Annotated in this window: 21 protein-coding genes, 1 other RNA gene and 1 pseudogene; 13 read left to right on the plus strand and 10 right to left on the minus strand. The window is 66.4% G+C overall.

What is annotated here, in order from left to right; all coding sequences use genetic code 11:
* Nucleotides 1-62 precede the first annotated feature (62 nt).
* The 3 genes from STHE_RS04840 to STHE_RS04850 form a co-directional block, all read right to left on the minus strand.
* Nucleotides 63-797 carry an ABC transporter ATP-binding protein gene (locus STHE_RS04840; protein ID WP_012871447.1) on the minus strand — a complete coding sequence of 245 codons (735 nt, stop codon included), beginning with the start codon at nucleotides 795-797 and terminating at the stop codon, nucleotides 63-65.
* Nucleotides 798-915: 118 nt separating this feature from the next.
* Nucleotides 916-1,647: a tRNA (guanosine(37)-N1)-methyltransferase TrmD gene (trmD, locus tag STHE_RS04845; RefSeq protein ID WP_012871448.1), complete on the minus strand. Its 732-nt coding sequence runs from the start codon at nucleotides 1,645-1,647 to the stop codon at nucleotides 916-918.
* Between the two features lie 105 nt (nucleotides 1,648-1,752).
* Nucleotides 1,753-3,051, minus strand: a complete 1,299-nt coding sequence (locus STHE_RS04850; RefSeq protein ID WP_012871449.1) for an HD-GYP domain-containing protein — start codon at nucleotides 3,049-3,051, stop codon at nucleotides 1,753-1,755.
* A 326-nt stretch (nucleotides 3,052-3,377) separates the two neighbouring features.
* Between STHE_RS04850 and STHE_RS04855 the strand changes: the two genes are divergently transcribed.
* The 4 genes from STHE_RS04855 (at nucleotide 3,378) to STHE_RS04870 (ending at nucleotide 6,075) form a co-directional block, all read left to right on the plus strand.
* The gene (locus tag STHE_RS04855; protein WP_012871450.1) at nucleotides 3,378-3,695 is read left to right on the plus strand and encodes a hypothetical protein; all 318 of its coding nucleotides are present in this window, start codon (nucleotides 3,378-3,380) and stop codon (nucleotides 3,693-3,695) included.
* Between the two features lie 226 nt (nucleotides 3,696-3,921).
* Nucleotides 3,922-4,959 (plus strand): dTDP-glucose 4,6-dehydratase, encoded by a 1,038-nt coding sequence (gene rfbB / locus STHE_RS04860; protein WP_012871451.1) that lies wholly within the window; start codon nucleotides 3,922-3,924, stop codon nucleotides 4,957-4,959.
* 5 nt (nucleotides 4,960-4,964) lie between these two features.
* A complete protein-coding gene (locus STHE_RS04865) occupies nucleotides 4,965-5,675 on the plus strand; it encodes a SpoIIE family protein phosphatase (RefSeq protein WP_041398824.1) in 711 nt (236 codons plus the stop codon).
* A gap of 61 nt (nucleotides 5,676-5,736) precedes the next feature.
* Complete coding sequence (locus tag STHE_RS04870; protein WP_012871453.1) at nucleotides 5,737-6,075, plus strand: adenylate kinase family protein; 339 nt, start codon at nucleotides 5,737-5,739, stop codon at nucleotides 6,073-6,075.
* Nucleotides 6,076-6,084: 9 nt separating this feature from the next.
* On the opposite strand, the gene STHE_RS17830 is transcribed toward STHE_RS04870, so the two are convergent.
* Nucleotides 6,085-7,425 (minus strand): hypothetical protein, encoded by a 1,341-nt coding sequence (locus STHE_RS17830; protein WP_012871454.1) that lies wholly within the window; start codon nucleotides 7,423-7,425, stop codon nucleotides 6,085-6,087.
* Between the two features lie 139 nt (nucleotides 7,426-7,564).
* Entirely contained in the window at nucleotides 7,565-9,157 is a 1,593-nt protein-coding gene (gene ggt, locus STHE_RS04880; RefSeq protein ID WP_041398826.1) for a gamma-glutamyltransferase, read from the minus strand.
* Nucleotides 9,158-9,921: 764 nt separating this feature from the next.
* On the opposite strand from ggt, the gene STHE_RS04885 reads away from it, so the two are divergent.
* The 6 genes from STHE_RS04885 (at nucleotide 9,922) to aroC (ending at nucleotide 17,031) form a co-directional block, all read left to right on the plus strand.
* On the plus strand, nucleotides 9,922-11,232 hold the full coding sequence (locus STHE_RS04885) for an ABC transporter substrate-binding protein (protein ID WP_041398828.1): 1,311 nt from the start codon (nucleotides 9,922-9,924) through the stop codon (nucleotides 11,230-11,232).
* 69 nt (nucleotides 11,233-11,301) lie between these two features.
* Nucleotides 11,302-12,246, plus strand: a complete 945-nt coding sequence (locus STHE_RS04890; RefSeq protein ID WP_012871457.1) for an ABC transporter permease — start codon at nucleotides 11,302-11,304, stop codon at nucleotides 12,244-12,246.
* The gene (nikC, locus tag STHE_RS04895; RefSeq protein ID WP_012871458.1) at nucleotides 12,243-13,151 is read left to right on the plus strand and encodes a nickel transporter permease; all 909 of its coding nucleotides are present in this window, start codon (nucleotides 12,243-12,245) and stop codon (nucleotides 13,149-13,151) included. Before STHE_RS04890 ends, nikC begins: the two co-directional genes overlap by 4 nt.
* A 138-nt stretch (nucleotides 13,152-13,289) precedes the next feature.
* Complete coding sequence (locus tag STHE_RS04900) at nucleotides 13,290-15,026, plus strand: ABC transporter substrate-binding protein (RefSeq protein ID WP_012871459.1); 1,737 nt, start codon at nucleotides 13,290-13,292, stop codon at nucleotides 15,024-15,026.
* A 19-nt stretch (nucleotides 15,027-15,045) separates the two neighbouring features.
* On the plus strand, nucleotides 15,046-15,939 hold the full coding sequence (locus STHE_RS04905) for a GNAT family N-acetyltransferase (protein ID WP_012871460.1): 894 nt from the start codon (nucleotides 15,046-15,048) through the stop codon (nucleotides 15,937-15,939).
* A 27-nt stretch (nucleotides 15,940-15,966) separates the two neighbouring features.
* Nucleotides 15,967-17,031 (plus strand): chorismate synthase, encoded by a 1,065-nt coding sequence (gene aroC, locus STHE_RS04910; protein WP_012871461.1) that lies wholly within the window; start codon nucleotides 15,967-15,969, stop codon nucleotides 17,029-17,031.
* Nucleotides 17,032-17,201: 170 nt separating this feature from the next.
* Here the strand turns inward: aroC and aroA are convergent, their stop codons facing one another.
* From aroA to STHE_RS04925, 3 genes are all read right to left on the minus strand, one after another.
* On the minus strand, nucleotides 17,202-18,509 hold the full coding sequence (aroA, locus tag STHE_RS04915; protein WP_012871462.1) for a 3-phosphoshikimate 1-carboxyvinyltransferase: 1,308 nt from the start codon (nucleotides 18,507-18,509) through the stop codon (nucleotides 17,202-17,204).
* 14 nt (nucleotides 18,510-18,523) lie between these two features.
* The gene (locus STHE_RS04920; RefSeq protein ID WP_012871463.1) at nucleotides 18,524-18,979 is read right to left on the minus strand and encodes a dTDP-4-dehydrorhamnose 3,5-epimerase family protein; all 456 of its coding nucleotides are present in this window, start codon (nucleotides 18,977-18,979) and stop codon (nucleotides 18,524-18,526) included.
* A 94-nt stretch (nucleotides 18,980-19,073) separates the two neighbouring features.
* Nucleotides 19,074-19,841 (minus strand): class I SAM-dependent methyltransferase, encoded by a 768-nt coding sequence (locus STHE_RS04925; RefSeq protein WP_012871464.1) that lies wholly within the window; start codon nucleotides 19,839-19,841, stop codon nucleotides 19,074-19,076.
* A gap of 88 nt (nucleotides 19,842-19,929) precedes the next feature.
* On the opposite strand from STHE_RS04925, the gene smpB reads away from it, so the two are divergent.
* Nucleotides 19,930-20,412, plus strand: coding sequence for an SsrA-binding protein SmpB (smpB, locus tag STHE_RS04930; protein ID WP_012871465.1), 483 nt, complete (start codon nucleotides 19,930-19,932; stop codon nucleotides 20,410-20,412).
* Between the two features lie 30 nt (nucleotides 20,413-20,442).
* Nucleotides 20,443-20,794, plus strand: a transfer-messenger RNA (tmRNA) gene (gene ssrA / locus STHE_RS18430).
* Nucleotides 20,795-21,318: 524 nt separating this feature from the next.
* On the opposite strand, the pseudogene STHE_RS19650 reads toward ssrA, so the two are convergent.
* Nucleotides 21,319-21,486, minus strand: a pseudogene (locus tag STHE_RS19650) (cyclase family protein); the annotation flags it as partial.
* Between the two features lie 119 nt (nucleotides 21,487-21,605).
* Nucleotides 21,606-22,082, minus strand: a complete 477-nt coding sequence (locus STHE_RS04940; protein WP_012871467.1) for an EVE domain-containing protein — start codon at nucleotides 22,080-22,082, stop codon at nucleotides 21,606-21,608.
* Between the two features lie 190 nt (nucleotides 22,083-22,272).
* On the opposite strand from STHE_RS04940, the gene STHE_RS04945 reads away from it, so the two are divergent.
* Nucleotides 22,273-23,742, plus strand: coding sequence for an FAD-binding oxidoreductase (locus STHE_RS04945; RefSeq protein ID WP_012871468.1), 1,470 nt, complete (start codon nucleotides 22,273-22,275; stop codon nucleotides 23,740-23,742).
* Nucleotides 23,743-23,749: the final 7 nt, after the last annotated feature.

Consider the following 23,749-nt stretch of genomic DNA (forward strand, 5'->3'; position numbering starts at 1 on the left):
GCGGCGCGCGGCCGCGCCGACGGTAGCTTACCAGGGTTCTGGCCGGACCGCCGCGGTGTTCACTACGCTTCTCCACTGGCCGCGATATCGGGCGTTGCCGCGTGGGGCACGTCCTCGGCAACGCGGCGGTCGGCCACGATGCGACCATCCCGCATCTCGATCACGCGCGAGCCGTGGGAGGCGATGGCGCGGTCGTGGGTGACGAGCACCAGCGTCTTCCCCGTCTCCCACATTTCGGCCAGCAAGGCGAGCACCCGCGCGCCCGAGGCACTGTCGAGGTTGCCGGTCGGCTCGTCGGCCAGCAGCAGTGGTGGATCGTTGGCGAGCGCGCGGGCGATTGCAACCCGCTGCTGTTCGCCGCCCGAGAGTTCGTTGGGGAGGTGGTCGGCGAGGTGCTCCACGCCGACGCGTTCCAGCAACTCGCGGGCGCGGTCGCGCCGTGGCCGGTTGCCGACCAGTTCCATGGGCAGCAGCACATTCTCGAGGGCGGTCAGGGTCGGCATGAGCTGAAAGAACTGGAAGATGATCCCGACGTGCTGTCCCCGCCAGCGCGCCAGCTCCTCCTCGCTGAGGCTACGGAGATCCACGCCGGCGACCTCGACGGACCCGCCGGTGGCGCGGTCGATCCCGGAGAGGATGTTGAGCAGCGTGGACTTGCCGCACCCGGACGGGCCGAGGATGGTGACCCACTCCCCGGGCTCGACGATCAGGTCTACGCCGCGCAGTGCCTGGATAGCGCGCCGTCCCGCCTGATACTCCTTGGTCACGCCGGTCAGGTGAATGATAGGCCCCGTCATATCTGCAATTGTGCCCGCTCGCATCTCAACGGGCTAGAGCAGCCGGGCGTCAACCTTCGCTGGTGCAGTGGCCAGGCGGTACAGCGTCCGTGCGGTGCCCGCGCGGGCGACAGGAGCGCTAGACGTCGTCCGAGCATTGTTCGAGCAAGCGTCGGTCGGCCGGGGTGAGGTCGGCACGCTCCAGGAGATCGGGGCGCAGCGCGCGGGTCCGGCAGAGGGACTGCTGGCGGCGCCACTCGGCGATGCGCGCGTGGTGCCCGCTCAGGAGGACCTCTGGGACGGTGAGCCCGCGGTATTCCGGCGGCCGGGTGTACTGCGGGTACTCAAGCAAGCCGCTGGTGAAGGACTCCTCCTGGAGCGACTCCGGGTCGATCACACCGGGAACGAGCCGGGCGATGACGTCGATCATGACCGCAGCGGCGAGCTCGCCACCGGTCAGCACATAGTCGCCGATCGAGAGCTGGCGTGTGCGCAGGATGAGGTGGACGCGCTCGTCGATACCCTCGTAGCGCCCGCAGATGAGCGCGAGGCGTGGATGCGTGGCCAGTTCAGTAGCGACAGCCTGGGTGAAGGGCTCGCCGGAGGCAGAGAGCGCGATGATTGGGGTCGTGGCGATCTCATCTCCCAGCACTGTTTCGACGGCACTCACGATGGGAGGTGCCATCATGACCATCCCCGGGCCCCCGCCGTAGGGGTAGTCGTCGACCGAGCGGTGGCGGTCGGTGGCCCATTCCCGGATGTCGTGGAGGTGGACGGAGATCAGCCCGCGCTCGCGGGCACGCTTCAGGATGCTCTCGTCGAGCGGGCCGTCGAAGATCCGGGGAAAGATGGTGAACACATCGAAGCGCACCGCGCGTCCTTCGCATCTCTGAGGCGATAAGCGTCATGGCCGGCTGCGGCCGTACCGCCGTTGATTATGCCGGAATGGGGGTGAGCTGTGCTGCTTCTTCCGGCGTTAGTGGTTCCCCTCGGGTGCCAGCGTCGGGCACTGGGGGACAGCGGGGGAGGCGCTCATAGCGCGCTCGAATGCGCGAACGACGGCGGGATCGAACTGCGTCCCGGCGCAGCGGCGCAGCTCGGCCATCGCGACGTGGTGGGGCAGCGCGCGGCGGTAGGTCCGATCTGAGGTCATGGCATCGTAGGTGTCCGCGACGGCGATGACCCGCGAGCCGAAGGGGATCTCCTCCCCTGCCAGGCCGTCGGGGTAACCTGTGCCGTCCCAGCGCTCGTGGTGGTGCCGGACGATATGCGCGACGGTCCGGTACATGGTCAGGTTGCTCAGGATCGCGGCGCCTTCGGCGGCATGCTTCTCGATAGCCTGTCGCTCCTCCGGGGTCAGTTTGTCCGGCTTCATCAGTGTCGCGTCCGGTGTACTGACCTTGCCCAGGTCGTGGATCCGGGCGGCCGCGATGATGCGGTCGGCCTCTTCCAGGGGGACGTTATCCATGTGCTGCAGGATCGCTTCAACGTAGGCAGCGACCCGCTTGGAATGCTCGGACGTGTAGGGATCGCGCCGGTCGAGGGTGTCGGCCAGCATCTCGATCGTCTTCTGCGTCTCCTCATGGATCTGACGATAGCTGCGGAAGGCGAGGTACGGCCCGACGAGGGGCACGACCGCGATGATGAGAGCCAGCGGGCTCTCGCGCTCGAGCACCGGGATCAGGCTGCCGAGGGTCGGCAGCGTGATCCACTCCAAGATGACACCGTAGGCGCTGGCGCGCCACATCTGCCAGGGTGAGGTGCCGACCGCGCGGGAGAGGACGACCGCCATCACCCCGGATTCAATCGTCGTGTAGACGGCGGCCGCACCGATCGTCACAGCCACATTGCTCCAATTGCCGATCGGTGAGCGGCTGGGGTCGGCCAGCCCGCTGTAGGCCCAGCCCGAGACGAAGGTGGCCAGCGTGTAGTTGCTCACATTGGTCAGTAGCTTGATAGTCGGCCGCCGGTCCACCAGTTCCACGAAGAGCCCTGCCCCGCCCGCGATGAGCGCGCCGACGATGGGACCGAGGGACAGCGCGGCTGCGAAGCACAAGGCGGACGAAACCGAGACGGTGATGCGGACGGAGGAGAGTGGCAGTTCGATGTCGAAGAAATCGGCGAAGATGATGAGGCCGACGAGAATCGCGGCGACGAAGAGGGTTTGCCAGGTCAGCGGAGGGCGCTGCGCGAGCGGGCCCAGAGTGATCAGCACCGCTACGGTGACGGCGACGAGCCCGATGACAACGTTGCGAACCCGATCAACTGGTTGCACGGTCCCGAAGCCCGATCCCTCTCGGCCGCCGGCTGGTGGCGCGTGATCCCACTCAACGCGCCAAACCGAGCGGTTCCCTCCACGGTCTCTGGCATTATAGCAGCCGATTCTCGCCGTCTCGGGCACCAAGAGGGCCACAACTCGGCGCAAGAGTACCGACCCTGCGAGGTCTGAAAGTACCGTGTCCGTACTGGTCCGTTGCTACGTCCCGTCGGCAGCCACTCAGGATCAGACGCGCCTCCAGCAGGACTGCCGGTGGGGCTCCGTCGCGGCTTCCCGTGGCTGGGCCCCTTGGTCATCATCGGAGTCCCAGAGCCGAGAAACACGTGCGGGCAGCCAGTCTCGAACCGATCACCCGACCAAGCCTGGCTGCCCGCGCGGCAGACCCCGCGAAGCGGCGTCCCTATTTCCAGCGAAAGTTCTTCCACTTCATGAAGGCGTTACTCCGGCTAGGAGTGACTCGCACATGCGGAGCCCTCGAGCGTTACTTCCAGCGGAAATTCTTCATTGCCCTCGTCTCCTTCTTCACTGAGGTCGGCACGACAGACAGATCCACGGTCGACTACTTCCAGCGGAAGTTCTTCCACTTCACGGGCGATCTCCCTCCGTCCCTCGGACTACGGACCACCGGCGCCCATGACTAGACTTGACATCAAGTCATCACGTTCCGTTTCTGAACGCTGCGCTTACAGGGATTACTTTCGTCCTGGTCCGAGTATAGGACTCTAGCACTCCTGTGTCAATACTTGTGTCCCGGTACGAGAGTACGCAGGACCTAGGCCATTCCCCTGCGTTGCCCGGGAGCGCAGGGTTTGCTAGGCTCTCGCGCAGCGACACGGTCGAGCGATGAATTGGGCGGGGAGAAAGAACGTGCGACAAGATCTGCGGCATGTGCTCGTCACCGGCGGCGCGGGGTTTATCGGCAGCAACTTCGTCCGCTACCTCCTGGAGCGCGGGGTGCCGCGGGTCACGGTGTACGACAAGCTGACTTACGCCGGGAACCGGGCGAACCTGGCCGACATCGAGGACCATCCGGGTTTCCGCTTCATTCATGCCGATATCTGCGACCGCGCCGACGTCGCGACTGCGATGCGTGGCTGCGATGCCGTGGTGAATTTCGCCGCCGAGACCCACGTCGACCGCTCGCTGCTGGATGCGGACGACTTCCTGCGCACGAACGTCGTCGGGACCCACGTCCTGCTCGAGGCGGCGCGAGAGCATGGGGTGCGGCACTTCGTCCATGTCAGCACGGATGAGGTTTACGGCGACGTCCCGGTCGGGGAGTCTCGTGAGGAGGATCCGCTCCGGCCGCGCAGCCCTTACTCGGCGAGCAAGGCCGGGGGGGAAATGATGGTCCTCGCCGCTGTGGCGACTCACGGGGTGCCGGCGACCATCACCCGCGGGTCGAACACATACGGCCCGTACCAGTATCCGGAGAAGTTCATCCCCCTGATGATCACCAACGCCCTGGAGGGGCGACCGCTGCCGATCTACGGCGATGGCCTCCAGGTGCGCGACTGGATCCACGTGCTCGACCACTGCTCTGGGATCGAGACGGTACTCCTCAAGGGGAAGCCCGGCGAGGCGTACAACATCGGCGGCGGCAACCCTCGCCAGAACCTCGATGTCGCGCGTGAGATCCTTGATCTCCTCGGGCAGCCGCACGACCTGATCCAGCACGTCGAGGACCGCCTGGGACACGACCGGCGCTACGCGTTGGCAACCGGCAAGCTGCGTGCACTCGGCTGGCGCCCGCAGGTGCCCTTCGAGCAGGGACTGCGCGATACGGTCGAGTGGTACCGGGAGCGCCGGGATTGGTGGGAGCCGCTGCGCGACGCGGCCTTCGCCGAGTACTACGGCCGGAACTACGGTTCCCGCGCCGTCATCAAGGCGCCAGACAACCGGTGACGCCCATGCCGGTGACCATCGAGCTGGCTGTTGCCAAGACACACAAGTTCGGCACTCGCGAGAGCGGTGACACCGTCGAGCTGGTCGAGCGACCGGGCGGAGGCTTCTCAGCGGTGCTGGTCGATGGGCAGGGGAGCGGCGCCGGTGCCAAGCGGCTGAGCCTGCTCGTGGCCGGGGCGGCGGTGCGGCTCTTGAACGAGGGGGTACGGGACGGCGCGGCCGCCCGGGCCGCGCATGACTTCCTCTACGCCATGCGTGATGGTAAGGTCTCCGCTGCGCTCGATATCCTCTCCGTCGACCTCGCCTCGCGCTCGGTGCTCGTCACCCGCAACAGCGAGGTACCGATGCTGCTCGGACGGAACGGCGAGTTCGAGCAGATCTCGGAGTCCGGCGGGCGGATCGGGATCTACCGGCACACCCGCCCCCGCGTGCTGGAGTTCCCGGCCGAGCCTGGCCTGACGGTCATCCTGGTCAGTGACGGCATCATCGGTGCCGGCGGGCGGCGGGGGCAGCCGCTGGAGTTCTTGGCAACGGGCGGGCGCGTGGCCGGCCCGGAGACACCGGCCCAGGCGATCGCTGATGAGCTCCTCGAAGCTGCACTGGTGGCCGACGACGGCCGAGCCGGCGACGACATGACCGTGGTGGTCCTGCGCCTGCGCAATGTCGAGGAGGTTGAACCGATCCGCCGCATGGCGTTGACGGTGCCGCTTGGCTGAGCCGCTACCGCTGGTCGTCGTGGACCGGTGCCCGGTGGCCAGGATGGATCGAGGAATCGAGATGCGGATTGCGGTGGTCGGCGTATGCGCATCGGGCAAGACGACAATCGTCCGCGCTCTGCGCCAGGCGGGCTACGACGCGTACGTCGTCGCTCAGGAGCACTCCATTATTCCGGACCTGTGGAGACGGTCGCGACCCGACCACGTGGTGGTTCTGGAGGCGGACCTGGAGACGATACGCCAGCGCCGCGGGCCGGCATGGCCAGAGTGGCTCTATCGCACGCAGTGCGATCGACTGGCGGACGCCCGTGCCAATGCCACCGTGACGATCGACACGGGGGCGCTCACGGTGGACGAGACGGTGCGGGCCATCCTGGCGGCGATCGAGTCGCGGGAGTGACGCCCTCGCTCATCCGCCACCGCGCCGTTGCCGCCACAATTGCTCACCCAGCGGGGTGATCGTCACCTCCATACCGGTGCCGTCGCTGTTGGGGCGCAGTTCCAACCGAGCGCGCTCGAAGTACTGCACCCGAACGCCACCCTCATCCATCTCCTCCGTGATGGGGAAGCCGAAGATAGGGATCCCTCCGCGCTGCTCCCAGAACTCACGGAACTTCCCGGCCAGGGTGTGGCCGGTCTCCGGGAAATAGCGGACGGCGGGGTTGTGGGGATCCTCGACCGGCTCCGTGGGAGCCGGCAGCGCCTCCCGCCCGATCAGGCCCAGGATGACCGTGCCGTCCGGTCCCTGCTCGAGGCGTGCGCGCTCGTAGTACTGGACCGTGATGCCCCGGTCGTCGACGAACTCCGGGCTGAGCGGGCGGCCGAAGAGGCTGGCGCCGTCGTGCGCCTCCCAGAAGGCCTTGAACGGGTTGCGCATGTACTGGCCCGTCTCGGCGACGAAGCGCGCGGACGCCTCGGCCGGATCGGACACCACCGAGAACTGGATGACCTCCTCGGTGGTGGAGCCGTAGACATCTTCCACGATGACGCGGGCCGTGTACGAGCCGGGCTCGAGGGTTGGCTCGGCGAACAGCGTCCAGTTCCGGGCCGGGCTGCCCCGCTGCGCACTCGTTCCTGACTCAGTTTCGGGCGTCAGGAATGTGGGGATCAGGTCGTTGTTGAGGCGCATCTCGGCGCGCACGATGTCGCCTCCGCTGACGACCTCGGCCGCGATGTGGGCGACGCCGTCCGGCACGCTGTCGCCCGGAAGCGGGCCGGTGAAGGTCACGGTCGGGGCGATGCGAGGTCCGGCCGCGGTAAAGGACCAGGCGTGGCCATCGCGCTGGCCAGCCTCGTCGATCACGTCGACCCGCACTTCGTGCGGGCCGCGTCGCAGGACGGCGGTGAAAGTGACGACCCAGACGTGGTCGCTCTGGACGGAGACGGCTGGCTCCACGATGGCTCCATCGATCGTCATGATCACCCGGCGGATCGGCTGGGCGTTGGAGGCGACCGTGGCCCGGATCGTCACCGGGCCGGGCGGTGTTTCCGTGTTGGGCCGTGGTGAAAGGTTCGAGATGGCAGGTCGTGACGACAGGCTCACGAGGTAGACCAGGAGCACCAGGACGCCAGTGACCACCAGAGCGGCGAAGGCGCGAGCCGCGCCCGAGCCGTACCAGCCGGCCGCGCCACCTCGGGCGTAGCGGGGTGGACGCAGCAACCGTGGACGCGGGAGCGCGCGCTCCGGCTCGGAGCGCACCAAGGACGGAGCCGCGAGGTTGCCGGGGTCATCCCGCCAGGGCCGACGCATCCTGCGTACTCCCCCGTCTCGGGGTCAGAGCGGTTGGATCGTGTGGGTTGGCAGTGGGTGCGGTCGATCGCGAGTGCCAACCCACCAAGCACCGCAAGAGTACGCAAGATGGCTGCCAGGGCGCGGAATTGAGGACCGCTCAGGCGCTCATCGCCGCCCCACCGAGTCGTGGGTCCGCGCCGCCTCTGAGTTCGCCCGTCACTGGGTCCCGCGTCACTGCCTGGACCAGCGGGAAGGTCCAGTACGCAGCCGGGATGGGCACGATCTGGAACCCCCGCCGGCCCAGTTCCTCCTTGACCCACGAGGGGATGCGCGTCTCGGTGTCAAGGCGGTGGCTCTGAGCGTCGAACCGCGGGGCGGAGACAGCCTCTACCGGTCCGAGGCCGTGGTCTATCACATTGAGCAGAACCTGGAGCACGCCGGTGATGATCCGCGTTCCGCCAGGCGCGCCGAGCACGAGTACAGGCTCGTCGCCCTGGAGAACGATGGTGGGGCACATCCCGGTGAGCCGTGCTTTCCCCGGCGCGATCGAGTTCGGCTGGCCGGGGATGGGGTTGGCCGCGTTCATGATGTTGTTGTAGGTGAAACCCAGGCCCGGCGTCACGACGCCGCTGGAGGACCCGAGCGAGTGGGTAATCGCCGCGCAGTTGCCCTCGGCGTCGACCACGGTGATGTGCGTCGTCGAGGCCGGCTCCGGGTAGAGCGGGACGGTGATAGGCTCGCGGTTGCTGATGCGAGTGAACCACTCTGCTGCACGCTCACGGGAGAGGAGCCAGTCGACCGGCACATCGACAAATCGGGGGTCGCCCCCGTAGGTGTACCAGTCGTGGAACCCGGCCTGCATCGCCCGCGCGACGAAGTCGATGTATTCCACGCTGTTCAGGCCGAGCGACGCAATGTCGCGGTGCTCCAGGATGTGGAGGATCTGCGCCAGGCACGGGCCGCCGCCGGCCAGGTTGTTGGTGTGGACCGTGTAGCCGCGGTAGGTCGTCGTCAGCGGCGTCTGGACCTGCACCCGATAGTTGGCCAGGTCTTCCTTTGTGACGAACGCCCCGTTCTGCTCCAGATCCTCGGCCATCCGGGCGGCGATCTCGCCGGTATAGAGATCCTCCGGCCCCGCCTCTGCAAGGCGGCGCAGCACCTGGGCAAAGTCCGGGTTGCGTAGCAGCTCGCCTGGCCGCAGCGTCTCGGTGTCGTCGCGGAAGTAGAGCTTCCGGTTCGCGTCGGTCGCCTTGAGGCGCTCCCGCATCGCGATTCGCTCGCGGGGTACCGGCTGATTCCAGAGCCACCACAGTTCGGGGGTGACGGGGAAGCCCTCCTCAGCGATCCGGATGGCCGGTGCCAGGGCATCGGCCCAGGAGATCGTGCCGAAGCGGCGCAGGGTCTCAGCCATGCCCGCGACGGTACCCGGCGTCATGATCGAGCCGTAGCCGACATCGTTGACGGCGCCCTGGACGTGGTAGCCGTAACCCGTCCAGTCCTGTTCGATGACGATGTCCTTCCACATGTCGGGCGTGACGCGTGATCCGGCTGTCCCGTTGAAGTCGATGACCTCGTGTCGCCCGTCCGCTGCACGGAGGTTGGCGACGCCGAACCCGGCCACCCCGCACATCTGCGGATCGACCACCATCTGGACAAACGCGGCCGTCACAGCGGCATCAAAGGCATTGCCCCCACTGCGAAGGACCTTGACACCCTCCTCCACCGCCAGCGGCTGCGGCGCGACGACCATGCCCTTCAACGGATCGTCTCCTCTCCCCAGTTCTCACGTCCCCCGTTGGACCGGTGCGATCGTAACACGACACCTGCCGGTCGCGAAGATCGACGGCAAGGCCTTACCCGCGCTTCTCCAGATGGGGGTGCCCGGTCAAATCATCCGAAACCGTGCGTGCGCAGTCCAATCATAAGTTATTGTTCCGAAACCGGAATAGGTTCGTTTCGCCGAGGGTTCTTGATGGCCAACACAGCGGCATGCTACGATACAATCGGCCGTGAACACAAGCGTGCGCACCAACGCTATGGGGTGAGTGAGGTTCTTCGTCGGGTATCGCGCATCCGACGTAGGGAGACGCCTGCAAGACCAGGACTCGATGCCGAGCTTGTGGGCGTCATGAGAACTGCCTGGTCGGTGGGGATGCCACCAGGGAGGAGGGGAGGAGAACGGTGGAACGCGGGACGCCGATTGCGGGAGCCGAAACCCTCTGGTCCCGCCGGGATTTTGTTCGTATGGGGGCGATGCTGACCGTTGGTGCGTCAGCCGCGTCGCTCTTGGCCGCCTGTGGAGGTGACTCCACGTCTGGGGGTTCGAGCGGCGATGATTCGGGCGGCTCGGCATCGCAGACCCCCGCCACGAGCGAGTCAACCCCCGCTTCGAGCTCGGAATCGAGTAGCAGTGGTGAAGGTGTCGTCCTCAACGTCGCGGTGGTGGAGGAGCCGCCGTCCCTGGAGCCCCACAATCTAACGGCTGCTGCAGCAGGCCTCATCGGGAACGTCGTGATGCCGGGGCTCGTCTGGTGGGACTATGATCTCGGAGTTTCGCCACAGATCGCCGAGAAGTGGGAGACGAGCGCCGACGGGACGGAGTGGACATTCACTCTCCGTGACGGTGTGACGTTCCACAACGGCAAGCCGTGCACGGCGGGTGAGATTCTCCGAAACTTCGAGCACATCAAGGACCCCAACTCCGGGTCGATGTTGACGCCAGACTTCGAGGATGTCGAAGTCTTCGCTCCTGACGACAAGACGGTCGTCTTCACCCTGACTGAGTCGTTCGCGCCGTTCCTCGCGATCCTCTCGCACCGGGTCGCGATGACCGACATGGATGCCTACGACGGGACCAAGCCGATCGGCACCGGCCCGTTCAAGATCGTGGAGTGGCAGCGTGGCTCGCAGATCATCCTGGAACGGCACGAGGGGTACTGGGAGGAAGGTCTCCCGAAGGCCGACCGGGTGAACTGGAAGTTCATGCCGGACTCCGACGTCCGCCTGACTGCGTTGCGGGCCGGCGAGGTGGACATTACCACCAGCGTCCCGACACAGATCATCGACCAGATCAAGGAGAGCGGTGAGTTCGTCGTCGATCCCATTCCCGGCGTTGGAGAATACTACCTGGCCTTTAACTGCGCTGAGGGCCCGTTCGCCGATGTCCGGATGCGCAAGGCCGTCGCGCACGCGATCGACAAGGAGGCGATCCTCGAGGTGGCGCTGTGGGGCCATGGAACGATCACGAACGTGTCGTTTCCGCCCACCTCGCCGTGGTTCGTTGAGATCCCGGACTACGAGCAGGACAAGGACAAGGCCCGAGCCCTGGTGGAAGAGGCGGGGTACGGCGGTGGGCTTGAGCTGGACATGCCGATCCCGAACTGGAGCCCGTCGGCCGAGGTCGCCGAGATCGTTCAGGCAGATCTCGCGGACATCGGGATCGATGTGCGCCTCGTCGAAATCGAGTGGGCGACGTACTGGCCGGAGATCTACCTGAAGAGCGACTTCTACATCACCTACATGGGCTACTCCGCTCGGATCGACCCGGACCAGATCTTCTACCCACGTTTCCACTCCAAGGGCGTTCACAATGCGACGCGGTACAGCAACCCGCGGGTCGACGAACTGATCGAGCAGGGTCGGCGGGAGATCGAGGAAGCCAAGCGCAAGGAGATCTACGCTGAGGTACAGCGCATCCTGGTCGATGAGCTCCCGTGGCTATGGCTCTATCTGCCCGACATCACGAACGGGTGGGCCAAGAACGTCGTCGGGTTCCGCCAACACCCGGGTGATCTCCTGTTCCTGACCGAAGCGACGAAGCAGTAGGTCTGCCTGCGCGGGTGCGCTTCGCCCTGGGGCCCAAACGGGCCTCCAGGGCGCGGGAGTGGGAAGACGATGACGCGCTACATCGTGCAGCGCCTGGTCCAGGCGGTGGGCGTCGTACTGCTCGTCTCGGTGTTCGTCTTTGCGCTGGTCCGGCTGATCCCGGGAGATCCCGTTTCTATCATGCTCGGGGAGAACCTCTCGCCCGAGGTCGAGAGGGAGCTCATTCGCAAGTGGGGGCTGGACCGCCCCATCTTTGAGCAGTACGTTGCGTGGCTCGCCAATCTCGTCCGTGGGGATCTGGGCCAGTCGATTCGTACGCAGGAGTCGGTAGGCCAGCTTATCGCGGCTCGGATTCCGGCCACGTCAATGCTTGCGGTTGGGGCGATGATCATCGCCATCGGCATCGGGATCCCCGCCGGGGTCGTGGCAGCGTACAGGGCGAACACCGGTCTGGACTACGCAGCGATGCTGGCCGCGCTGGTCGGCCTCTGTGTTCCAAGCTTCTGGCTCGGGCTTCTCCTCATGTTGTTGTTCTCTCTCCGACTCGGCTGGTTTCCGGTCAGCGGCTACGTTTCGCCGCTCGATGACCTGGGGGCATCTCTGCGCCACTTGGTTCTCCCGGCGTTGGCGCTCGGGGTTGGGCTGTCAGCCAGCATCAGTCGCATGACCCGCAGTGCGATGCTGGACGTGCTGCGGCAGGACTACGTGCGCACGGCCCGCGCGAAGGGGCTGTCGGAGCGGGCAACGGTCCTCGGTCATGCGCTGCGAAACGCGCTGATGCCCACCATCACGGTCATCGGGCTGCAGTTGGGCTTTCTGTTGGGCGGGTCGGTGGTTGTGGAGGAGATCTTCGGCTATCCCGGCGTCGGGCAGCTCCTGGTCTTTGCCATCAACAACCGAGATTACCCGCTGATCCAAGGAGTCGTCATGATCTTTGCTCTCACCTTTGTGATCGTGAATCTCCTGGTGGATCTTTCCTATGCGTATCTAGATCCGAGGATCAAGTACTCATGATCAGCCGGAACCAGCGCGCAGACGCGATTGAGAGCGCGCCGCTGAACGGCGCTGTCGCACGTCGGTCCTGGATTCAAGATCAGCTCCGGCTGTGGCGTCGGAACAAGATGGCGACGGTCGGGCTGGTGATTGTCCTCATAGTGATCGCGATGGCGCTGCTTGCGTCCGTCCTTGCGCCGCATGACCCTTACGAACGCGATATCCGTAATCGCATCGCTCCGCCGAGTCGTGAGCACCTGCTCGGGACCGATAACCTCGGGCGGGACACGCTCAGCCGAATCATGTATGGCGCTCGCATCTCCCTGCTCGTCGGGGGTGTGTCCGTCGGCATTGCAACGCTGGTCGGTGTCCCGCTTGGGTTGCTGGCGGGTTACAGCGCCGGGCGGCTCGACACCCTGATCATGCGGATCATGGACGCGGTTATCGCGTTCCCGGAGATCGTGCTGGCGATCGCGATCCTGGCGATCCTCGGTCCGTCCGTGCTCAACGCGATGATCGCGATCGGTATCGTCTACATACCCATCTTCGCCCGGACCGCTCGCGCGCCCAGCCTCTCCGAGTCGCGCAAGGAGTACGTCGAGGCCGCACGTGCCATCGGCGCGAGTGGATGGCGGATTCTCCTCCGGCACGTGGCGCCCAACACGGTGAGCGTGATCATCGTCCGCATCACCACGAGCCTGAGCTACGCCATCCTGGCTGAGGCCGCACTGTCCTTCCTCGGTCTCGGTGCTTCACCGCCGACGCCGACCTGGGGCCGGATGCTCAATGAGGGCCGTGGCTTCATGGAGATGGCGCCGTGGGTTGCGATCTTCCCCGGGTTGGCGATCGCGATCACTGTGCTCGGGTTCAACCTGCTGGGCGACGGATTACGGGACGCGCTCGACCCCCGCTATCGCCGGACGTAGCGAGCTCTCGGCGGACCTGGGAGCGCCACCATCCACCCCGGCTTCGGCAGCGGCACGCTCGCCACGCTGGACCGACCGGGCTGGTCGCGTCTGTTCGCCGTACGTTGCTACACTAACATCGGCGCATAAGGAGGTCCGGTGCGACGGCAAGCGATGCCCTATGGGGCCGGCGGGGATGGGCGTTGGATTGTAGCACTCGTCCTGGCGGCGTTCCTGCTCGCTGGCTGTCGCGTGCCGCTGCTCGGGGGTGATGAGGCGACGCCTACGGTCCGGCCGCCAGGGTCGGAACGGACGATAACTGCTATACCGGGCACCGGCGGGGGTGGCGGGGTGGGCACCGTCTTGGAGGCGCCACCGCGGGTGACCGCAGCCGACCCGAGTGGGGAGCAGACGCTGACTATCACTGGGTCACCGGAAGGGCCGGCGACGCTCGACCCGGCGCTGGTCCGGGACACCGAGTCGGCCTTCGTGACGCGCCAGATCTTCCGGGGGCTGGTTCGGCTGGATGAGCGGTTACAACCGGTTCCGGACCTCGCGCGGCGGATCGAGATCAGTCCGGATGGGCTGACCTACACGTTCTACCTGTGGGAGGACATCACATTCACCAATGGCCGGCGGATCACCGCCGAGGATGTGCGCTATTCCCTGGAGCGGGCGACGGATCCCGCGCTGGCCGGGGGGCGCGGAGAGACGTTACCGGCGGGAACGTACCTGGCCGACATCGCGGGAGTTGCCGACCGGCTGGCCGGCCGGGCCGACTCGCTCCGTGGAGTGGAGGTCTTGGACCAGGGGACGGTGCGCATCACGCTTGAGCACCCCACCGCGAACTTTCTGCTCAAGCTGGCGGCCACCCCGGGCTACGTCGTGGACCGCGAGAACGCGCGGAATGATAACGACTGGTGGAAGAGGCCGAACGGGAGCGGTCCTTTCAAGCTGGCTGAGTGGCGGGAGCAGGAGCGCATCGTGCTGGAGGCGCACCCTGGCTACACGCCGAACCCGCCTACGTTGGAGACGGTCGTCATCCTGATCGGGACCGAAGCACTCCAACCAGTGGCGATGTACGAGCGGGGCGATGTCGATGTGGCCAGCGTCAGCCTGTACGAGGTCGATCGCTTGCAGGCGCCGAACAGCCCGCTGCGCGAGGAGTTGCACGTCCAGCCGCTGTTTGCGGTGAGCTACGTGCTGTTCAACCCGAACGTGCCGCCCTTGGACAACCCCGACCTGCGGCGGGCGCTCCTCCAAGGGTTTGACCGGCACAAGATCGCCACGGTTACCTACGACGGCCACGTGACACCGGTGGACGGCATCCTGCCGCCGGGGCTGCTCGGGCGTGACTGGCCTGCGGATGTCCCGGCGTACGACCCGGAGTCGGCGCGGGCGCTGCTCGACCACGCCCTCGGCAGCGAGCGACCGACGGTGTCGATCTACACCACCGGAGCCCAGGCACCGGTCGCGATGAAGCAGGTGTATGAGCGGGATCTGGGGCTCCCGGTTGAGGTGCTGCAGTTGGACTTCGTGGACTACATCGCTGAGCTGGGGACGCGGCAGGTGCCCGCAACGTCGCTGACCTGGGTCGCGGACTACCCCGACCCCGACACCTTCTTGCGTGCGCTGTTCTACTCGACCAGCCCCGACAATGCGATCGGGTACCGCAATCCAGAGGTGGATCGGCTGCTCGACGAGGCGCGCGGAGAGGCCGACCCCGCGCGACGCGCCGCACTCTACGAGCAGGCCCAGCAGACGATCATCGATGACGCGGTGGTCGTGCCGTTGTATGCCGAGGAGTCGTACACCCTGATCAAGCCGTATGTTCATGGCATGACGATTACCCCGCTGGGTATCCTTGGCCTGGAAACCGTATGGATGACGTTGTAGCGCGGGGCGCGAGACGCCAATGACTGAATCATGGGAAGCGGACGCCCGGAGAAGCAGGGTCGAAACACCGCGTATCGTCCCGCTCAGCAGCGACGAGTCGCGCCGGCTCCGGCTTGGGTGGTCGAGCCGGTTCCAGGTGCGTGACCTCGAGGAGCACCTGCGGGAGTATCCGGGGCTGAGTCTCTGGATTCCGAGCACAGGCGAGTACGTCATCGGCGGGCCGTGGCGTCACCGGCCGGAAATCGTCGGCGTTGTGGAGCTGGCGAGCGGGGCCAACGCCGTGCCCCTTCTGGAGTCCCTGGTGCAGGTGGCGACGGAGGCCGGCAAGCGGCTGGTCTTGATGAGCGAGCATCTCGAAACGCGCCACCGTGCGTTCTACGATTCGGCCGGGTTCGAGCTGCTGGAAGAGATCCTCGTCTACGAGCTTTCGCCGGTGCGGCGCATCGAGCCCAATCTAGGGGACTTGCGGTTCGAGCGGGTTCTGCCGGAGGATCGTGCGCGGCGGGACGAGTTGCTGGAGCTTGACCACGCCGCGTTCCCCTGGCTCTGGTGGAACAGCGAGGGTGAGTTCGAGAACTATCTGCACTCAGGAGGGGTAGAGATCTACCTGGGTCGGGATTCCAGTGGCGCCGTCGTCAGCTATGTCGGCGTGACGCGGTTTCGCGGCGGGAACTGGGGTCATCTGGATCGGATCGCCGTGGCGCCGGACCGGCAGGGACAGGGATACGGGTGGCGCTCACTCGACTTTGCCGTCGCGGTGCTGGCAGGGAAGGGCGCGCGTCGGATCGGGCTGAGCACCCAGGCGCGCAACGCCGTGAGCCGGCGACTCTACGAGCGCTACGGATTTCGCCGGACAATGAGTCATGACTACCGCCTATGGGGGCGGTGGATTGGCCCACGCGGTGAGATGTGACGGCACCGGTGAGGGGGAGAGGGCAGGATGGCGAGCACGTATGGCCGCATGTTCCGGGTCACCACCTGGGGTGAGTCGCACGGACCGGCGCTCGGCGCGGTGATCGACGGGTGCCCGGCGGGGTTGGAGATTAGCGAGGAGCTGATCCAGCGCGATCTGGATCGCCGCCGGGTCGGGCAGAGCAAGGTGACCTCGCCTCGGCAGGAAAAGGATCGGGTGCAGATCCTCTCCGGCGTCTTCGAGGGGCGCACGACCGGGGCGCCGATCTCGCTCATCACCTACAACGCCGACGCGGACTCGAGCAAGTACGACGCGATCCGGGACCTCTTCCGTCCGGGGCACGCCGACTACACCTACTGGGCAAAGTACGGCCACCGCGACCACCGCGGCGGTGGGCGCTCGAGCGCGCGGGAAACGTGGGGCCGCGTGGCGGCCGGTGCTGTCGCGCGGGCCCTCCTGCGCACCATCGGGGTCGAGGTGTACGGCTTCGTGCGGCAACTGCACACGATCCAGATGGAGACCTTCGACCGGGACGAAATCGACCGAAACCCGGTACGTTGCCCCGACCCGGTCGCCGCGGAGAAGATGGTGCAGGCCATCCTCGAGGCCAAGGAGGCGAAAGACAGTCTCGGCGGACTGGTGGAGGTGCGTGCGGACAACGTGCCGCCCGGGCTGGGTGAGCCCACGGCTGACAAACTCGACGCGCTGCTCGGGCAGGCGATGTTCAGTATCCCGGCGGTCAAGGGCGTCGAGATCGGCGAGGGGTTCGGTGCCTTCCTCCTGACCGGTAAGCAGCACAACGACGAGTTCTACATGGAGAACGGTCGGGTACGCACCTACTCGAACCACGCGGGCGGCATGCTCGGCGGGATCTCCAACGGTGAGCAGATCGTCGTTCGCCTCGCCGTGAAGCCGACCTCCTCCGTCTCCCAGCCGCAGCGCACGGTCGACATCCACGGGAACGAGCGCGAGATCCTCGTCGAGGGGCGCCACGATCCGTCGATCTGCCCGCGCGTCGTGCCGGTGGCCGAGGCGATGATGTGCCTAGTCCTGGCCGATCTGTACCTGTGGAACCGAATGGCGCGGGTGTGATGCGTCACGCGTGATGCGTCATGCGTCATCCGTATTGCGTAGTGCGCACTGCGTAGTACGTGTTGCGTGTTCCGTGCTCCGTCCCACCCCCCTGTCCCCTGGTGGGCTCCGTTCGAGAGGGGTCGGGGGTGAGGGGGACGGATGACGCATGACGCATCACGTATGACTGACTACCTCACTCCGGCCGTGGCAGCGGCGAGCGTATCCCAGAATTCGGGGAACGTCTTGGCGACGCACCCGGGGTCGGCGATGCGGATGCCGGGGGTGGCGCAGCCCAGGATGGCGAAGCTCATGGCCATGCGGTGGTCGTCGTACGTCTCTACGCGACCCGGCCGGACGGGGCTGGGGTAGACCACGAGGCCGTCCGGCATCTCCTCGACACGAACTCCCAGGCGGCGCAGCTCGGTAACGACGGCGGAAATCCGGTCGGTCTCCTTGGCGCGGATGTGCGCCACGTTGCGGATGGCGACCGGCCCCGACGCGAGCGGCGCGATGGCGGCGAGCGTCTGGGCCGTGTCCGAGATGGCGTTCATGTCCACGTCAATGCCTGCGAGGCGCTCCGGGCCGCGCACCTCAGTGGCGTCGGCGGTCATCTCGACGGTGCAGCCCATCCGCTCCAGGACCTCGACAAAGCGCAGGTCACCCTGCAGTGACCGGCTCCCGAGGCCGGGCACGCGCACGCGTCCTCCCGTGACGGCCGCGAGGGCGAAGAAGTAGGAGGCCGCAGAAGCGTCCGGTTCGACCTGATACTCGGTGGCCCGGTAGCGCTGTTCACCAGGCACGACGAAGCGGCGGTAACGCTCGTTGGTCAGGGTCGCACCGAAGGCGGCCATGGTCGACGCTGTGAGGTCGACGTAGGGCTTCGATACGAGATCACCCTCAATGTCGATGGTCAGGCCGTCTGGGGTGCAGGGGCCGACCATGAGGAGCGCGCTGAGGAACTGACTGCTCTCGCGGCCGTCGAGCCGTGTGTGGCCGCCGCGCAGGCCGTTCGCGCGGATACGGACCGGCGGGCAGCCGGTGCCGTGGATCGAAACGGCGTCGACGCCGAGTTGCTGGAGCGCGTTGAGGAGCGGCTGGATGGGGCGCTGGCGCATCCGTTCGACGCCGTCGAGGACGTACTCGCCGCGGCCCAGCGCAAGGAGCGCGGTCAGGAAGCGGGCGGTCGTCCCCGAGTTGCCGATAACGAGCGACGCCGACCGCGCGGGGATCGAGCCTCCAGCGCCGGCAACCGTGAAGGTTCGGTCCTCCCTAGAAGCGGTGACGTGGATCCCGAGCGCGTTGAGCGCTGCGGCCATGTAATGCGTGTCGTTGCTGAAGAGCGCGCCGCGGATGACCGAGGTGCCGTCCGCAAGGGCGGCGATCGGGAGCGCGCGGTTGGTGTCGCTCTTCGACCCAGGCACCGCGACCTCCACATCGACCGGTGCGCGGACCGGCTGGATCTCGATCTCGTCGGGGTACCGGGGCGACTGCGCCACGCTCGCGGTCCGATCTACTTGAACTGGATATCCCAGTTGTACGGGATGTCGGGCGAGTTCCAGGGAATCCGGTATTCGTCCGGGTCGTCCGGGTTGTACGGCTCGGTCGGGAAGTTGAGCAGGTAGCACGGCTCGTGGCCGATGTTCTTGAAGCCGTGGAGCACCCCGGCCGGGATCTTCACGACGATGCGGTTGTCGTCGCCGATGAAGAACTCGTTCAACTCGCCGTAGGTGGGCGAGTCCTCACGGATGTCGTAGAGCGGGACCTTGATCATCCCCTTGACGCAGGTGAAGTAGTCGGTCTGCTTCTTGTGGTAGTGCCAACCGCGGATCACGCCCGGGTAGCTCACCGAGACATAGCACTGGCCGAACTGCTCGAAGAACGGGTCGTCGCGGCGGATCAACTCGGTCAACGCCCCGCGCTCGTCTACATGCGTGATGAGCCGCTTGACCTCGACGCCGTGGATCACGCCCGGTCCTCCCTCTCCTCAGGTATCGCAATCGATGCCGCGCGGGGATTGCCCGCAGGGCTGCGCGGCGGGCCGATTATAGCAAAGGGGCGTCTCACGCCCGGCGGTGGGCGACGAAGAGCATGATCGCGGAGTCGTCTTCGAGCGGGTCGAGTTCGTACGAGCCGTAGACCCCTTCCAGCACGAAGCCGGCCTGATCGAGCAGTCCCTCCATCTCGAAGCGGTGGATGTAGCGCATGGTGTAGCTGGTGACGGTACGGCGGACCGAACCGCCGGGCTCGGTGTGGTCGTAGTAGAGCGTCGTCTCGATCCGCTGCTCGGCGGGGTAGACGCGGCGCATGCTGAACCGGTCGACCCGCCCGCCGGTGGGCAGAGGCCACTGGCCGTCCACCCGCAGGGCCTCGTCCATGGCGTGGAGTACGGCCGGTGTGGGGTGAAAGATGTCGAGGATCATGATGCCGTCCGGGTGGAGCACCCGGCGCACCTCCGTGAGCGCGGTCAGCTGCCGCTCGCGGGTCTCGAGGTGGAGGAATGAGTTGATCGCGGCGAAGACCATGCGGAAATGGGCGTCCGGGTAGGCGCTGAGGTCGGTCATGTCGCCGGTGCGCAGCTCGACGTCGGAGACTCCGGCATCCTCCAGTCGCGCCTGGGCCCGGGCGATCATCGCCGGGGAACTGTCGATGCCGTGGACCTGGAGTCCCGCCCTGGCGAGCGGGAGGAGGAGGCGACCGGTGCCGCAGCCGAGTTCGAGCACGGGGGATCCGACGTAGTCCGCGTAGCCCAGATAGAGGTCCACATCGGCGTCGAACTCGCCGAACTCCAGGTCGTAGAAGGGTGCGATAGCCGCGTACGCGTCGTCCATGCTGGAGATTGTACGGAGCGGCCGTATGGGGCGGCAAATAGGCGTCAAACCTGGGAGAATGGGCGCCGCGATGGTAGACTGAGACGCTATGGCGAAGGTGAAGGCGCCGGCGGCGAGTGGGGGCGAGAAGGTCGTCACCACGAACCGGAAGGCGTTTCACGACTACCACATCGAAGAGGAGCTCGAGGCGGGCATCGCTCTGACCGGCACGGAGATCAAGTCGATCCGAGCCGGGCGGGTGAACCTGCGCGACGCCTACGCGCGGATCGAGAACGGCGAGCTGTGGCTGATCGGGATGCACATCTCGCCGTACGAGCATGCCGGCGGCTACTTCCAGCACGACCCGGACCGCCCGCGCAAGCTGCTGGTGCATCGCCACGAGCTGAACTACCTGCGGAACCGCGTCGAGGCGAAGGGGTACACGCTGGTGCCCTTGCGGCTGGTGTTGCGCAAGGGGCTGGCGAAGGTGGACATCGGCGTGGCCCGCGGTAAGAAGTCGTACGACAAGCGTGCGGCGCTGGCCGAGCGGGATGCGCGTCGGGAGATGGAGCGCGCGTTGCGGCAGCGTTAGCCCGCGTGGTATACTTTCCCGCGCACTTACGGGGATGTCTGGTTTCGACAGGGCCGTAGGCGCGAAGATTGCAAGCCGAGGTCGCCCCGGGACTCGTAAAAAGGGGCAAAGCCATAAACGGCAACGAGTCTTACGCTCTCGCCGCTTAATAACTAGCGGCGACGTCCACCCTGACCCCACCCCGGCGGGTTGGGAGTGGGCGCCACAAGGCCGGGGTGCTGCTGGTCCGAGCGTCGGATAGGATCAGCATAAGACCATCCGACTACCGCGACGAAACCCTGTCGGTGGGGGTTCGGCGCGGGATCCAAAACACCGACTAAGCTTGTAGTAGATCTTCGGCTGAAGGTTCTGGACGGGGGTTCGATTCCCCCCATCTCCACCGAGTAAAGGCCGGGCCTAGTGCCCGGCCTTCGTCGTTTCCGGGCCTGAGCAACGGGAGCTTGGACATCGCCATCGCGCGCTAAGGTCGCGCAATGGGCGCTTCCCCCTGGGGCGTCGCCGCTGTCGCGTCCTCTGATGCAGAAGCAAGGGACCTCCCGCTGGGGCGGTGACCCGCGCGAGGTCCCTGATCTTGTCCGGGTGTGGCGTCGTCGGCGCCCGGCTCGCCGCCTCTTCGGCCGGAATGAGTGGCAGCAGGCGCTACTCCGCGATCTCCATGAGGTAGTCGTTTCCGTCGCGGCGGACTCGGAAGCGGCTGCCGCCGTACTGAATGACCTCCCCGTCTTGCAGATCGGACGGAAGGTCGACGATGCGCGAGCCTGCAGGGATGCGCAGCGCCCTGGGGCGCAGGTCGCGCTTCCCTGGTTCCGTCGCTCCGAAGGCCGAGTTCTCGCCGCAGCGCGGACAGTAACCCATGGAATCTCCTCTCGCTCCGGTGGATGCCCTCTGGACCTGATCCCTTCCCGGATAGATCGCGAAGACGTAGGTCGGGCCGCCGGAAGCTCCGGCATGCTTGGGCGCGCCGACCACGATGGTCACGCCCTTCGGCGGGATTGTACCGAGCTTGGCCAGGTTCTCAACGCCGTACTTGCCGGCGCCGAGCACGGTGACGTGGGCGGCGAAGTCGGTGCGGGGCAAGTATCGCCGGGATTGACGAAGCGAGATAGTTCCCTGGTGGGAAATGAGCGTGCCGACGAACACAGGGCGCGGCCGGGAGGAACCGCGCCCTGTGGTCTTTTGCACCTCGGGATTTCTCAGTCCGCCGCGGCGGCAGTGGCGGCGGCCTCAGCCAGCGCAGCGCGGACGAGGTCGTAGTCGTGCTGGTTTATCTTGTGCACGTTGCCCTGGAAAGCGAGCGTCCAGTTCTCGGCCGGCCACTTCTGGACGTGCTCCATGCCGCGGGCAATCTCCTCTGCCGGAAGATACTGGCCCTCGGGGAGGACGATGTCCGGCTCGATCTTCACGCGATAGGGGTAGTCCTCGTCCTTCTTCTTCGGGTTGCTGCTCTTCCAGATGATCGTGTGATCTTCGAAGTACTCCGAGGTCACGGTGGCGATCGCGGCGAACGCCTTGACGCCGGTGACGTAGTAGATGAACTTGTCGCCCGGGCGCATCTGCTCGGCCTTCTTACGGTGGCGGCTCTTAATTCCCTGGATAGTGAACCCGTGCGCCCGCGTAGTTTCGAAGTTCTCCGGGGACCCGACGATGATCCAGTAGTTCGGTTCGGCCATGGCGTATCTCTCCTCTCGCTGCGTCCTTCACCGGATTATGCCACAGCTCTCCCTGAATGACCGCGTACGAATGCGGTAAGCCGAGATGGCTGCCAGCGAAGGCAGAGTCGCTCCGCTACCGTGGTTGCGGTACCCTCAGCGGTCCGGCATACTGACACTAGCGAGTGTCATCACCAGAGGAGTGTGGGCTATGGATAGGGCGGCTCTGCGCGAACGACTGGAAGCGGTCGTCGGCGCGAGTGGTGTGATCGCCGATCCGACCGATCTGCTTGTCTACGAATACGATGCGTCGGATGAGGCCATCGCCGGACGCCACCGCCCGGACTTCGTGGTGCTGCCGGAGTCGACGGCGCAGGTTGCGGAGGTCGTCCGCCTGGCGCGGGAGTACGGCCTGCCGGTCACCCCGCGTGGGGCCGGGACCGGTCTTGCGGGCGGAGCCATCGCCGCGCGCGGCGGGATCATGGTCGTCATGACCCGGATGAACCGTATCATCGAGATCAACGAGCGCGACCGCTATGCCATCGTCGAGCCGGGCGTGATCAACCTCGAACTGTCGAACACGACGACGCCGCGCGGCTACTTCTTCGCGCCCGATCCCTCGTCGCAGCGTGCCTGCACCATCGGCGGCAACGTCGCCAACAACTCCGGTGGACCGCACTGCCTGAAATACGGAGTGACCTCGAACCATATCCTGGGCCTGGAAGTGGTGCTGCCGAGCGGGGAGGTGATCTGGACGGGCGGTCCTGCGCCGGAGTCGCCCGGGTTTGACCTCACGGGAGCGCTGGTCGGCTCCGAAGGGACGCTGGGGATCGTAACCAAGGTGATGGTGCGCCTGACGCGCAACCCGGAGGCCGTCAGCGTGCTCCTGGCCCCGTTCCCGACTATCGATACGGCATCGAACGCGGTTTCGTCCATCGTCGCGGCGGGTGTCCTGCCCGCGGCGCTGGAGATGATGGACCAACTCTCGATCCAGGCGGTGGAAGCGGCGTTCCACGCCGGGTACCCGACGGACGCGGGGGCGGTCCTGCTCGTGGAGATCGACGGGCTTCAGGAGGCGGTCGCCGAGAGTTCCAACGCCATTGCCGACATCTGCCGCCAGCACGACGCCATGGAGGTGCGGGTGGCGGAGTCGGCCGAGGAGCGCGAGGCACTGTGGTTCGCGCGCAAGGCGGCCTTCGGCGCCATGGGCCGGCTCACCCCGAATTACTACCTCCAGGACGCGACCGTGCCCCGGACCAAGTTGCCCGAGACGCTGGCGTTCGTGGGTGAACTGAGCCGTGAGTACCGGCTGCGGATCGCCAATGTGTTCCACGCGGGGGACGGCAATCTCCACCCGCTCATCCTGTTCGACCGCTATGAGAAGGGGGCGATCGAGCGGGTACTCAACGCCGGGACGGACCTGCTGCAGTACTGTGTTGAGCGCGGCGGTACCGTCTCCGGCGAGCACGGGATCGGGCTCGAGAAGAAGGATTATCTGACACTGATCTTCTCTCCGGACGATCTGGCGGCAATGGCAGGGCTGAAGCGCAGCTTCGACCCGCTGGAGTACTTCAACCCGGAGAAGGTCTTCCCGACCTCCTTCTCCTGCGGTGAAGTGGCGGCGATCAAGGAATCCGGCGTCCCGGTGGCCGGTGGACTGGGGCTGGAAGATGTCGTCTGAGCAGGAG

The sequence above is a fragment of the Sphaerobacter thermophilus DSM 20745 genome (assembly GCF_000024985.1).
GTDB lineage: Bacteria > Chloroflexota > Chloroflexia > Thermomicrobiales > Thermomicrobiaceae > Sphaerobacter > Sphaerobacter thermophilus.